General features: G+C 48.9%; 11 protein-coding genes. 9 read left to right on the top strand and 2 right to left on the bottom strand.

From position 1 onward, the window contains the following. Nucleotides 1–23: 23 nt before the first annotated feature. Nucleotides 24–1,178 (bottom strand): hypothetical protein, encoded by a 1,155-nt coding sequence (locus J7K63_09135; GenBank protein ID MCD6235184.1) that lies wholly within the window; start codon nt 1,176–1,178, stop codon nt 24–26. A gap of 103 nt (nt 1,179–1,281) precedes the next feature. Next, nucleotides 1,282–2,364 (bottom strand): M28 family peptidase, encoded by a 1,083-nt coding sequence (locus J7K63_09130; GenBank protein ID MCD6235183.1) that lies wholly within the window; start codon nt 2,362–2,364, stop codon nt 1,282–1,284. A gap of 91 nt (nt 2,365–2,455) precedes the next feature. Here J7K63_09130 and J7K63_09125 point away from each other — a divergent pair, with 91 nt between their 5' ends. The 9 genes from J7K63_09125 (at nt 2,456) to mce (ending at nt 12,575) form a co-directional block, all read left to right on the top strand. Beyond that, complete coding sequence (locus tag J7K63_09125; protein ID MCD6235182.1) at nt 2,456–3,412, top strand: MBL fold metallo-hydrolase; 957 nt, start codon at nt 2,456–2,458, stop codon at nt 3,410–3,412. After that, nucleotides 3,396–3,893: a dCMP deaminase family protein gene (locus J7K63_09120; GenBank protein MCD6235181.1), complete on the top strand. Its 498-nt coding sequence runs from the start codon at nt 3,396–3,398 to the stop codon at nt 3,891–3,893. Before J7K63_09125 ends, J7K63_09120 begins: the two co-directional genes overlap by 17 nt. Beyond that, nucleotides 3,890–4,570 carry a hypothetical protein gene (locus J7K63_09115; protein MCD6235180.1) on the top strand — a complete coding sequence of 227 codons (681 nt, stop codon included), beginning with the start codon at nt 3,890–3,892 and terminating at the stop codon, nt 4,568–4,570. Before J7K63_09120 ends, J7K63_09115 begins: the two co-directional genes overlap by 4 nt. A gap of 40 nt (nt 4,571–4,610) precedes the next feature. Next, nucleotides 4,611–5,228, top strand: a complete 618-nt coding sequence (locus J7K63_09110; GenBank protein MCD6235179.1) for a hypothetical protein — start codon at nt 4,611–4,613, stop codon at nt 5,226–5,228. Between the two features lie 14 nt (nt 5,229–5,242). Further along, the gene (locus J7K63_09105) at nt 5,243–6,481 is read left to right on the top strand and encodes a glucose-1-phosphate adenylyltransferase (GenBank protein ID MCD6235178.1); all 1,239 of its coding nucleotides are present in this window, start codon (nt 5,243–5,245) and stop codon (nt 6,479–6,481) included. A 19-nt stretch (nt 6,482–6,500) separates the two neighbouring features. Further along, nucleotides 6,501–8,672 carry an acyl-CoA mutase large subunit family protein gene (locus tag J7K63_09100; GenBank protein ID MCD6235177.1) on the top strand — a complete coding sequence of 724 codons (2,172 nt, stop codon included), beginning with the start codon at nt 6,501–6,503 and terminating at the stop codon, nt 8,670–8,672. Continuing rightward, a complete protein-coding gene (scpA, locus tag J7K63_09095; GenBank protein MCD6235176.1) occupies nt 8,665–10,851 on the top strand; it encodes a methylmalonyl-CoA mutase in 2,187 nt (728 codons plus the stop codon). The genes J7K63_09100 and scpA overlap by 8 nt, the downstream gene beginning before the upstream one ends. Next, nucleotides 10,848–12,029, top strand: coding sequence for a methylmalonyl Co-A mutase-associated GTPase MeaB (gene meaB, locus J7K63_09090; GenBank protein MCD6235175.1), 1,182 nt, complete (start codon nt 10,848–10,850; stop codon nt 12,027–12,029). Before scpA ends, meaB begins: the two co-directional genes overlap by 4 nt. Nucleotides 12,030–12,164: 135 nt before the next feature. Next, nucleotides 12,165–12,575, top strand: a complete 411-nt coding sequence (mce, locus tag J7K63_09085; protein MCD6235174.1) for a methylmalonyl-CoA epimerase — start codon at nt 12,165–12,167, stop codon at nt 12,573–12,575. Nucleotides 12,576–12,605 lie beyond the last annotated feature (30 nt).

Here is a 12,605-nt window from a genome sequence, read left to right as displayed (position 1 = left end):
TTTTATTTTGTGTCCAAATTTTATTATTTAAACATGATTCCCAGGCCGACGGTTGCCACCTGATAATCTCCCACCAGGGCTACCTCGGCATTGATAAATGTCAGAGGAAGGGCCTGAAGGGTTAAACCTGCATTCATCCGGAATGTATTTTCCCCTTCCAAATCAAAGGAAAGTTCCTGGTCTTCATCAATACCCGGAACGGTCCCCGCAGGAATGGTATAGGTTAAATTGATGGTTGTTTGATCATATCCGGCACCAATGTACGGCGTAATTTTGATAAAGGGAATGGGAAGCCGTTTTCCCAGCTCGGCATGGTAATTGATATTTGTAGCTTCCAGAATATCTCCGACTTTTAATACCTGATAAAAAGCGCCGACGGAAACATCCAGAACGGGGACAGGCAGGTTTTTCCGCAGGCCGGCTCCGTACATGGAGAACATGCCGAGTTCCTCACTGATTTCAAATTCAGGAACGTAGCGTGCCTGTACTTCTATCTCAAAAGGAATGCGGACATTTGCCTGGAGTCCGGCAGTGGGGACGAATTCCAGTCCGAGCCCGCCGGGAAATTGAAAGTCTGGAGCTATGGTACTCAAATTGCCGTTGAGGAAATTCATAATGGATGGCTGCAGATAGGTATCCACATCCGTTCCGGACATGCCCTGATCTTCCACAAGGCGGGTCCTGAGGGCCATGTAAACTTCATTGGGTGTCCGGGTGGAAAGCAACACACCTTCTTCCTGGTCACTGGCGATGGTGGGTGTTTCTGTTACCCCACCGTTGTCGTAAATATCGTTAAATGTCAGCGTGATATCTTCCGGTTGGAGATCTGCCGGAATCATTGATAGTCCGGGCATGGTGCTTAGGGGAAAAGTGATAGTGTTTTCCATCATGGAATATTCAAACATCATAGCTGCTTCGGGCACAGCCACCATGTTCACGACCAGTCCCACATCCAAACCGATGGGCAGGGGCAGCGTTCCGGTTTTTGTGGATGCTTTCCGGTACAAACCGCTGTTCATGCCCGCGCCGAATCCCGTTACCAAGGGCTGTACATATCCCTTTGCATTATCTCCCAGCATTTTTTGAAGACTTTCTTCAAGACTTTGCGCCTTCAAAGGTATGACAGGCATAATCAAAGCCAGGATAAGCATCAATCCGATCACAGTTTTTAAACGCATTGTTCACTCCTTATGTTGTTATTATCTTTTCATTTTTACTTAATGTAAGAGAAATAGGGCTTCATAATCAAAATTTTTTTTATTTTCACCTTTATATCGTGCATCAGGACACATACTGTTCAATCAATTTCACCAGATGAAGAAGTTTTGATTGCTCGGGAAGAGGGAGGTTTCCGTTTGCCTTACAGATTTTTTCGGCTTTTTCTATGTAATTCATGATATTGCACAGGTTAGGTGTTTCAGGATCCATAACCTGAAACATCTCTTTCAAAGATTTCAGGGATTCGGCATCTGCGGCACCTTTGGGGTCGTATGTGAAATATTGCCGGGGGGCAATGGATAAATCCCGCAAAAGATGTGAAAAATAAAGGACAAGCCGGTTGATTTTGGGGTAATCGAGTTTTTCGGCAGAATCAAAGAGGGTATGGTAAAAATGGTTCCGACCGGAAGTGGTAAAGATAAAAGGACGTTCACGCTTTTTAAAGGCAATATAGTTCCCGGAGGGGGGAATGGCATGAATGCCCATGCGTCGGGGATAAATTCCCTTGACGGAAGTCTCAAGTTGATTGATTACCGGACCGACACCACATTTTTCAGCTCCGATGAGGAAAAAAGAATCCATGATCTTCTCATGTGTCCCTGTGCCCAGACCGTGTCCCATAAGATCCAGAAAAATGGCTAAATCAATGGCATTCAATACCTCGGGATTTGCTTCGCAAAAGCGTTCCACACCCATGTGTGGAGAGTTGAAAAAGGGGGGTTCTTCCGCGTCAAAACAGGCCACCAGGATACTCCGTCTGTCAGCCTGAGGCGGATCGGCGTGAAAATGACCCGCCGCCCTGAGAATGATACCCACAGCTGCCGCATTGTCATCAGCCCCGGGGTAATAGCCCAGCTCATCTTCGTCAGTCCCCAGATGATCGTAATGGGCTTCGATCATGATATACCGGTTTTTCAATTGTCCCTTTCCGGGGATATAACCTAAAATGTTTGCCCCTTCAATATTGCCCGGCAGGTGAGGGAGAGGCTGAAGATACTCTTCACCATAAAAAGGGAGAATGCCCAGATCCTGCATCTGTTGGATGATGTACTGCTGCGCCCTTTTCCACCCGTCGGTTCCGGTCCGGCGTCCGGCGCAGTATCGGGAAGCAAGGTAATGAATAATCTGAAGGGTGGAATCAGCCATGGATGAATTTTCACGGAATCCTGCGGAATAGCAAGAAAATAATGTTCAACATTTTAAATCTGTCAAAAACCCGTTACATTTCAGACAAACGATGACAATGGAACTGAACATCCTGGGAACAGCTTCCCAACTGCCCACGGCAGAGCGAAACCACGGCGGATATTTGTTGCGCTGGCAGGGACAGAATATCCTCCTGGATCCGGGAGAGGGGATTCAGCGTCAGTGTGTGAAAGGCGGGCTCTCAGTGCCGGCTATTCGGACAATATGTATTTCCCATTTCCATGGGGATCACTGCCTGGGACTCCCGGGAATCATACAGCGGATCTCTCTGGCAAAGGTGACTGAACCGGTGACCATCATCTATCCCAGGACAGGAGAGGACTTTTTAAAGAGACTTCTCACCTGCTCGGATTTTCATCAGACCCTGACCCTTCATCTTCTTCCAATATTCCGGGAAGGTGTCGTTTTTCATGCAGGTAAGCTGCGGATTGAAGCCATAGAACTCAAACACCGGATTCCAACCTACGGGTTTCGGATTGTTCAGCCTGGCGGATTCAGGTTTGACAAAGAAAAACTGAATGCCACAGGCATTGAGGGGAAATCCGTTGGGATTTTGCAGGAAAAAGGTGAACTTCAAACAGACAGGGGAATAATCACCCGGGAAAGTGTTTCAAAACGTGTTCCGGACCGGGTTTTTGCTTATGTGGCGGATACGGCGCCGGGAAATCATTTGAAACCCCTCATGGATCATGCGGATCTGCTGCTGTGTGAAACAACCTTTATGGAAAATGAACGGGATTTTGCCGAAGCCTACGATCATTTAACCACAAGCACTGCAGCAAAGGCAGCCCTTGAAAACAAGGTTGATTTTCTTATCGCGACCCATTTTTCGGAACGCTACCGGGAAACCGGCGTTATTGAAGAAGAACTTCGGGAGGTCTTTCCCCGAAGCTATGCCGCCGAGGATCTGACCCGTTTCAGTCTGGTGCTGAAGACAAAGAAACTGTATGTAAAAAACATAAGGAAAAAGAATGGACAAGCGACCTGAACGTCCCACCTGGGATGAATACTTTCTGGAAATCGCCCGGGTGGTGGCCCGGCGCTCATCGTGTCTGCGCAGGCAGGTGGGAGCCGTCATCGTCCGAAATAAAGATATTATTTCCACCGGTTACAACGGGGCTCCCAGCTTCCAGAAAAACAGTCTGGAATATGGATTTTGTTACCGCGATAAACACCATATCAAATCCGGAACTCACCTGGAACTGTGCCGTGCCGTGGGTTCTCATGCCGAGTCCAATGCTATTGTACTGGCTGCCCGGAACGGACATTCCACAGCAGACAGCACAATATATGTTTATGGTCATGAGTTTATATGCAATATGTGCAAAGCCATGATTGCCAATGCATTCATTCACCGGGTCGTTTTGCAGAAGCCCGATGGGAATGTTGTGGAATTTATTCCCGAACGGGACTGGACCGTCCATCCCGTGGATATGGCCGAAACACCGGAGAAGGTGGCAGAACGATGAAACGGTTTATCTTTTCTCTCACGATCATGCTCCTAAGTTTTATAGTTTGTTTGACGGCAGCCGACGCCCGCTCCTATCTGATTCGCTATAATGATCAGATGAATAAAATTTCCACATTGGAAGCAGACCTTCTGGTCAGTTCGCGGATGCCGGGATTCACCCTGGCTGATCAAAGGGGAAAACTCCGGTACCTGTCCCCCGATGAGGTGGATATCAGCGGCGGTTTAAAAGATGTGATTCCCCCTGAAGCCATTCTGATCAATCTGCACCATGTTCTTATGGATTCTTCCGTTACCGTCCTGCCTGATGTTGAAACGGTTGCCGGCGGGGTGATCCTCAGGATGCATGTTCAGGATCCAGCCGCAGGCCGTTTAGACTGGACGGTTACTATGGATACCATCCGCTGGTATATCCGGGAAATATTTGTCCGGGATCCCAAAGGAAATACCGTGAATATCCTTTTCCGCCAAAGACCGGTCCTGGAAGATCTTTACCTGCCCCAATCCATCGAGGTCCTGATGACGGCTGCAGAAGAAAAGAGACGGGTTCCCAATCCCCGGAGGCAACGTATCGCCCGGCCGGGAGATGAACAGTCCGGAACCATGACAATCCGCCTGAATAAGTATCGTATCAATGATCCGGAGGTCTATGAATTTTTTCATCAGTCCATGAATTAGGCCTGACCTTAATGACTGAATTTTGTATATTTTAAAACTGATGAAAAAACCACCTAAATATTTTGAAACATGGTTGGCCAGAGGGATATCCTTTATCTTCAATCCTCTGTGGTTCAGCATTTTATTTATTGTCTACCTGGTAACGTATAAGGGCTATAACCGGGCCGATACCATGGGAATTATCATTGCCGGTTCCCTGTCTGCATTTATTCTGCCCGTCCTGATTATCGGTTTTATGGTCAAAAAAGGGATGACATCCCACATGGATATCCCCGAACGATCCCAGCGGATTGTTCCGTTTATGATTTTTTCCCTCATTTATCTGGTCACGTTCTTCATTTCTGTCTGGACCGGGCTTCCGGGTGTTTTCAATGCCGTATTGTTTGCCATTTTTATCAATACGATTATTTACGGTATTATCACCCTGTGGTGGAAAATCAGTATTCACTGTGCAGGCATTGCCGGTTACCTGTCTGCAACAACCCTGATTTTCGGTCCCCGGCATGTAATTCTCTGGCTGATCGTTCCCGCATTGTGCTGGTCCCGAATCCGTGTGAAAGCCCATACACCCATGCAAACCCTTGCGGGAGCCGTTCTGGGCGGTGTGCTTACATGGCTTGAAATCTGGCTGGCGGACTATTGGTTTAATATTTTATAATTCATGAGGTGCCTATGAGACGTGTTTTATCACTCATACTTGGAGGAGGACGGGGGACACGGCTGGCTCCCCTCACCAGTGTGCGTTCCAAGCCGGCAGTCCCCATCGGGGGGAAATACCGGTTGATTGACATACCTATCAGCAATTGCCTGAATTCCAATATCCGAAGAATTTACGTCTTGACACAGTTCAACAGCGAATCTCTCCACCGGCATATTAACAGCACCTACAAGTTTGATCCCTTTTCACAAGGGTTTCTGGAGGTTCTGGCGGCATCACAAACCTTTGAAAATGCCCACTGGTATCAAGGGACGGCAGACGCCGTCCGGCACAATATGCACCATTTTGAAAAATGGGAATTCACTGAATACCTGATTCTGGCCGGCGATCATCTGTACCGGATGAATTATGACAAGTTTGTCTACCATCACCGGTCCAGCGCTGCCGATATCACTATCTCCGTCAAAGCCGTTTCACGGGAAGAAGCCAAGGATTTCGGTGTGCTGAAGGTGGATTCAAACGGAAGAATTGTCAGATTTGCCGAAAAACCCAAAGAAGATAAAATCCTGGATGAGATGACCAGCGATACGGGGAATCCGGACAAACCCTACTGGGGATCTATGGGAATCTATGTGTTCAGCAAGAAAATTCTCCGAAAAGCCCTGAGTGATATTCAGAAAGATGATTTCGGCGGTGATATCATCCCCGGAGCCATTGAAAGCGGGTATCATGTCCAGGCCTTTTTTTTTAATGGATACTGGGAGGATATCGGGACCATCCGCTCCTTTTATGACGCCAACATTGCCATGACTTCCCAAACACCTCCCTTCTGTTTTCGGGATCCTTTGATGCCTATCTATACCCATGCCCGCATGCTTCCCGGAAGCCATATCGGGGACTCTTGCATCGTGTCATCCACCGTGGGGGAAGGATCCATGATCCGGGCTACTTCCATCCGTAAATCAGTGATTGGAATCCGGAGCATCATTAATTACGGAACGACGATCGAATCCTCCTATATTATGGGTAATGATTATTTTGAAGAAGACCGTGAAACAAGCATTCCCCTGGGAATCGGCCGCAATTGTGTGATAAAAAATGCCATTATCGATAAAAATGTCCATATCGGAAATGATGTACAAATCCTGAATAAAAATGGGATTGACTACAAGGAAGAAAGTCAGTATTGGATCCGGGATGGCATTGTCGTGGTGAAAAAAGGTGCAGTTCTTGAAGACGGAACCATTATCTGACAGAGATTAGAGGATAAGTATGACAGAGACCCGCAAAGATCCATTGGTAAAACTGGACAAGCGATTTACGCTGAAGGACGATTTTCCCATTCCCACTTATGAAGAGTGGCTGGCGATTGTGGAGCCTTTTCTTAAGGGGGTACCCTTCGAGAAGAAACTGTGCACTCCCACCTATGAAGGCATAACGCTGGAACCCCTGTACATCCGGGCGGATCGGGATGCTATACTCTCCGATATGTATCCCGGAGTGGACCACGGCTTGCGCGGAAACACGCCAGCCGCTTATGTGGGTAAACCCTGGATTGTAAATCAGGAGCTTCCCTTTGTCCTGGCGGAAGAATTCAATAAAGCCCTGCTGAATGATTTGAAGAAAGGTCAAACGGGTGTGACTCTGAAACTGGATACGGCTTCTCTTTTGGGACAGGATGCCGATTACGCAAAGACGGAACATGTCGGGGATGGCGGCCTCTCCATCTCCGGGTTGCGAAGCCTTGAACGGGCTTTAAACGGCGTGGAACTCCCGGCCGTTGATCTGATACTTGACGGTGGTTTTTCTGCTCTCCCTTTTCTGGCGGTTTTTAAAGCCTATCTGGATAAAAAAGGTGTTGATCCCGAATCCCTCAGCGGGGCCGTGGATCAGGATCCCTTTGCATTTCTGGCCAAAAAGGGTTTTCTTCCCGTGGATCTTAAAACCGTTTTTGATGAAATAGCCGAAACAGTAACATGGCTTGACGGCACAATGCCGGGTATGAAAGGATTGGGTATTTCCACTTTGCCGTATCATGAGGCCGGAGCCGGCGCCGTGCAGGAACTGGCCTGGATGCTTTCCTCCCTGGTGGAATGGATGAACCGGTTGGGTGAACGGAATATAAACCCGGAATGTATTGTCCGCCATCTGCGGGTTACATTGGGCGTTGGGCCTTTCTTTTTTATGGAAATTGCCAAATTCAGGGCTGCACGCTTGTTGGTCCGAAGGGTGCTGAAAGAGTATGGGTTGAATGAAGCCGCACATCAAATTACCTGGCATGCCCGGCCATCCAAAACCAATCAGACGCTGTATGATCCCTATGTAAACATCCTCCGGACCACCACGGAGGCTTTTTCCGCCATCCTGGGGGGCGTGGACAGTCTTCATACCAATGCTTTTGACGAAATGGCCGTGAATGAACCTTTGGCCTTTGCCCGCCGTGTTGCACGGAATATTCAGATTATTCTCAGGGAAGAGTGTCATCTGGACCGGCTTATCGACCCGGCCGGCGGATCTTATTTTGTAGAGACTCTGACATGGCAGGTGGCTAAAGAAGCCTGGACATGTTTTCAGAAAACAGAAGAACAGGGCGGCTTGCTGAAAGCCCTGGACTCCGGATGGATTCATGATGAAATTTTATCAGTAAGACAAGCCCGGGAAAAAGATTATCGAAAGCGGAAAAAGGTGTTGGTGGGAATCAATATGTATGCCGACATCAAACAAAAAAAGCTGGATTCTGTACCCGTTGATCAAAAAGCGCTTCAGAAAAAGCGGGCAGAGTATTTGAAAGCCTTTCGTGTATCCCTGGACCAAAAGGAAAATCAGGCTGTGATGAAACACCTTGAAAATCTGTCCCTGGGAAAACAAAAGATGGAAACGGCAGTGCAGGCTGTTTCAGCCGGAGCTACCCTGGGTGAAATCTCACGGAGTCTCCGCCTGTCGGCAGGGCAGGGGCTCACTATATCACCTCTTCTGCCTTACAGAGCCGCCGAGATTTTTGAGCGCTTCCGGGATATGGGCTGGCAGGCGGAGAAGACGCAAAAAGGCAGACCAAAGATTATTCTAGTTAATATGGGACCGCCCAAACAGCACAAGATCCGCTCCGATTTCAGTCGGGGGTTTCTGGAACCCGGCGGGTTTGAGGTCCTGGATACACCGGCTCAACCCTCACCGGCAGAAGCGGCCCTTGCCGCAAACGAAAGCAAGGCCTTTGCCGCCGTGCTGTGTTCCACAGATGAAACCTATCCGGACATTGTTCCGGCCTTTATAAATAAGCTTAGAGATCTTCAATCCGCCATGAAAGTGATCGTTGCCGGCAGACCCCGGGAGAGTATGGAAATGCTGAAAAAAGCAGGCGTTTACCGCTTCCTGTATCTGGGGGCCGATGCCGTGGAATTTTATGAAGATCTTTGGAAATTGGCGGGAGGTGAACATCATGCGTAAACCGGATTTTACAAAAATTCCCTTTGATGTTGACACTCCCCGGATGACCCGTGAAGAATGGGAAAAAGCCTTTGAAAAAGAGACGGGTATGACAGTCCGTGAGGCCGTATGGGAAACCATGGAAAAAATTCCCGTCAAACCCCTTTACGACGGGAAGGATACGGAAGCCTGTGAACATCTGGATTACCTTTCAGGGATTCCTCCCTTTTTAAGGGGCCCCTATTCCACCATGTATGTGGGACGTCCCTGGACTGTCCGGCAGTATGCCGGCTTTTCCACGGCGGAAGAGAGCAATGCCTTTTATCGCCGGAATCTGGCGGCGGGGCAAAAGGGACTTTCCGTGGCCTTTGATCTGGCAACCCACCGGGGATATGATTCGGATCATCCCCGAGTGGTGGGGGATGTGGGAAAGGCAGGCGTGGCCATCGATTCGGTGGAGGATATGAAAATCCTTTTTGACGGAATTCCCCTGGATAAAATGTCCGTCTCCATGACCATGAACGGGGCGGTTCTGCCGGTCATGGCCTTTTACATTGTTGCGGCGGAAGAACAGGGTGTCACACCGGAAGAGTTGAGCGGAACCATCCAGAATGATATCCTCAAAGAGTATATGGTCCGCAATACCTATATCTATCCGCCTGAAGTTTCCATGCGGATCATTGCCGATATTTTCAAATACACGTCGGAAAAGATGCCCAAATTCAACAGCATCAGTGTTTCGGGCTATCACATGCAGGAAGCAGGAGCCACAGCGGATCTTGAAATGGCCTATACGCTGGCTGACGGTTTGGAATATGTTCGGACCGGGATTCGTGCGGGACTGGATATCGATGCATTTGCCCCCCGGATTTCTTTTTTCTGGGCGGAAGGCATGAATTATTTCATGGAAATTGCCAAACTCCGGGCAGCCCGGTTGATCTGGGCCAAACTTATCAAACAGTTCAACCCCAAAAATCCCAAATCCATGTCCCTGCGGACCCATTCCCAGACCTCCGGCTGGAGTTTGACAGAACAGGATCCCTACAACAATGTAGCCCGAACCTGCATCGAGGCCATGGCTGCGGCTTTGGGGCACACCCAGTCCCTGCATACCAATGCCCTGGATGAAGCTATTGCCCTGCCGACGGATTTCTCCGCCCGGATTGCCCGGAACACTCAGCTTTATTTGCAGGATGAAACCTGGATTACAAAGGTAATCGATCCCTGGGCCGGTTCCTATTTTGTGGAGTCTCTGACCCATGAACTCCTGCAGAAAGGTTGGGATCATATTCTGGAAGTGGAAGAATATGGCGGCATGACCAGAGCCATTGAGGCCGGAATTCCCAAGATGCGCATTGAAGAAGCGGCCGCCCGGCGCCAGGCCCGGATTGATTCAGGACGGGAAACCATTGTGGGGTTGAATAAATATCCTCCTGAAGAAAAGGATCCCATTGAGATTCTCGAGGTGGATAATACGGCAGTCCGTCTCTCCCAAATCCGCAGACTCCGGGATATTCGGTCCAAACGGGATGATAAGGCTGTGGGAAAAGCCCTGAAAGCCATTACCGCCTGTACGGAATCCGGCGAAGGCAACCTGCTGGATTTGTGTGTTGATGCGGCAAAAGCCAGGGCAACATTGGGGGAAATTTCATCAGCAATTGAAAAAGTATGTGGAAGGTATCAGGCTGTGACCAGGACAATTTCAGGTGTGTATAGCAGTGAATATGCCGGAGACGAGGAGAATCTGGTTCAAAAGGTCCGTGGCATGACTGACGATTTTGAAAAACAGGAAGGACGCCGACCCCGGATTTTAATAGCAAAGATGGGGCAGGATGGTCATGACAGGGGGGCTAAAGTTGTGGCGACTGCCTATGCCGATATGGGGTTTGATGTGGATATGGGACCCCTTTTTCAAACACCGGAGGAAACAGCACGTCAGGCGGTGGAAAATGATGTCCACGTAGTGGGCATGAGTTCACTGGCGGCGGGACACAAAACACTGCTTCCTCAGCTTGTTGACGCCTTAAAAAAACTGGGACGCGAAGATATTATCGTCATTGTCGGCGGGGTGATTCCGTCCCAGGATTACGATTTTCTCTATCAGCACGGAGCTTCGGCCATTTTTGGTCCCGGAACCCGCATTCCGGAAGCGGGCTTTAGGCTCATGGAAGAAATAAATGAACGATTTGGACACGAATGAGAGCAAAAGATAAAAATCGGAACCGGGACAAAAATCAGGACGAGCGGCCCGAGAACGAGAGGAGTTACCGGCCGGATTGGGCACCGCCGGAAGATCATGAAGCTTTTGCCGTGAAGGTGGTCCGGAGCGGGTATTCTGCCGGAATCAGAAAAGAAACTGTCAAAGGCCCCCGGCGGAAAAACCTTTCAGTGGATGATTATGTCAAGGGTGTTTTAAAAGGGGACAGACCTTTGCTGGCCCGGACCATTACCCTGATTGAAAGCCAGGCCCCCCGGCATCGGGACATGGCTGCCCGTGTCCTTCACCAATTACTGCCTTATGCCGGAAAGTCCCTTCGTATAGGTGTTTCCGGTGTTCCCGGCGCCGGTAAAAGTACATTTATTGAAGCCTTTGGCCTTCAGCTCGTCCAAAACGGTCATCGTGTGGCAGTTTTGGCCGTGGATCCCAGTTCTTCTGTGACAAAAGGGAGTATTTTAGGGGATAAAACCCGGATGGAAAAACTCTCCCGGGATGAAAATGCCTTTATTCGTCCCTCGCCGTCCGGCGGAACTCTCGGAGGAGTGGCTTCCAAAACAAGGGAAAGTATCACCGTTTGTGAAGCGGCCGGTTATGATGTGATTTTGGTTGAAACCGTGGGAGTGGGTCAAAGTGAAATCACGGTCCGGTCCATGGTGGATTTTTTCCTCCTCCTGCAAATTTCAGGTGCCGGGGATGAACTTCAAGGGATTAAAAAAGGGGTCATTGAAATAGCCGATGCCGTGGTGATCAATAAGGCGGATAGTGACAATTTTCAGAAAGCCGAAATGACCCGGAATCAGTTTGAAACAGCCATCCATTACCTGAAGCCGGTTACAAAAGGATGGAATTGTAAAGTGTTAACGTGTTCCGCCCTGACAGGGTATGGCATCCCTGAAATCCGCCGTATGATTTGGGACTTTAAAAAGAAAACGACAGAGAACGGTGTTTTTCAGAACAGACGGAAAGAACAGGCTGTAAACTGGTTCTACAGTATGGTTGAAGAACGGATGCGGGTCTGGTTTTATGATCATCCGGAAATCCGTGAGGATATCAACACTATGAAAGAAAAAATCGAGTCCGGCACCCTCTTACCCACAACCGGGGCAGAGCAGCTTATGAAAGGATTTCTGGAAAATATATCCCCTAAAAAAGAGGAGTAATTGTTTTTTACATTCATTAAGTTTTCAACCGGCCGGGGGCAGCAAGCCGCGATGTAAAGTGCGCATGAGACCCGGATCAGATATGCTTCCGTCACAGGTGGGAGACGGCAGGAGAAGAGAAAAACAGAGGTAAACATGGTAAAAGGAATTTCGCATATCGGGATAGCAGTCCGCTCGCTTGACGAACAAATCCCATATTACAAAGATGTTTTAGGTCTTTCATTATTGGGGACCGAAACCGTAGAAGACCAGGGTGTTAAAGTTGCGATGTTTCAAGTGGGAGATACACGGATTGAACTCCTGGAGCCCCTTTCGGAAGAGAGTCCCGTCGCAAAATTTCTCGAGAAAAAAGGCGAAGGAGTTCACCATATTGCCTATGCTGTGGATGCGTGTGATGAGGCACTCCGGACAGCAGAAGAAAAGGGAATCCGTCTGATAGACAAGAACCCCCGTAAAGGGGCCGGCGGGCACCTGATAGGTTTTCTTCATCCCAAATCCACCTTTGGGGTTTTAACCGAACTCACTCAGGAACACGAGGAATTATAGGGTATCCTTAGATAAAAAGGAGAAAATACA

This window comes from Candidatus Neomarinimicrobiota bacterium, from assembly GCA_021157965.1.
Lineage (GTDB): Bacteria > Fidelibacterota > Fidelibacteria > Fidelibacterales > Fidelibacteraceae > Fidelibacter.
The sequence above is the reverse complement of the archived record's forward strand: the minus strand, read 5'-3'. Positions and strand labels throughout refer to the sequence as shown.

Excerpts from the sequence above, each read along its gene's own strand:
- J7K63_09135 (MCD6235184.1), bottom strand. The coding sequence starts at position 1,178 with ATGCGTTTAAAAACTGTGATCGGATTGATGCTTATCCTGGCTTTGATT.
- J7K63_09130 (MCD6235183.1), bottom strand. The coding sequence starts at position 2,364 with ATGGCTGATTCCACCCTTCAGATTATTCATTACCTTGCTTCCCGATAC.
- J7K63_09125 (MCD6235182.1), top strand. The coding sequence starts at position 2,456 with ATGACAATGGAACTGAACATCCTGGGAACAGCTTCCCAACTGCCCACG.
- J7K63_09120 (MCD6235181.1), top strand. The coding sequence starts at position 3,396 with ATGGACAAGCGACCTGAACGTCCCACCTGGGATGAATACTTTCTGGAA.
- J7K63_09115 (MCD6235180.1), top strand. The coding sequence starts at position 3,890 with ATGAAACGGTTTATCTTTTCTCTCACGATCATGCTCCTAAGTTTTATA.
- J7K63_09110 (MCD6235179.1), top strand. The coding sequence starts at position 4,611 with ATGAAAAAACCACCTAAATATTTTGAAACATGGTTGGCCAGAGGGATA.
- J7K63_09105 (MCD6235178.1), top strand. The coding sequence starts at position 5,243 with ATGAGACGTGTTTTATCACTCATACTTGGAGGAGGACGGGGGACACGG.
- J7K63_09100 (MCD6235177.1), top strand. The coding sequence starts at position 6,501 with ATGACAGAGACCCGCAAAGATCCATTGGTAAAACTGGACAAGCGATTT.
- scpA (MCD6235176.1), top strand. The coding sequence starts at position 8,665 with ATGCGTAAACCGGATTTTACAAAAATTCCCTTTGATGTTGACACTCCC.
- meaB (MCD6235175.1), top strand. The coding sequence starts at position 10,848 with ATGAGAGCAAAAGATAAAAATCGGAACCGGGACAAAAATCAGGACGAG.
- mce (MCD6235174.1), top strand. The coding sequence starts at position 12,165 with ATGGTAAAAGGAATTTCGCATATCGGGATAGCAGTCCGCTCGCTTGAC.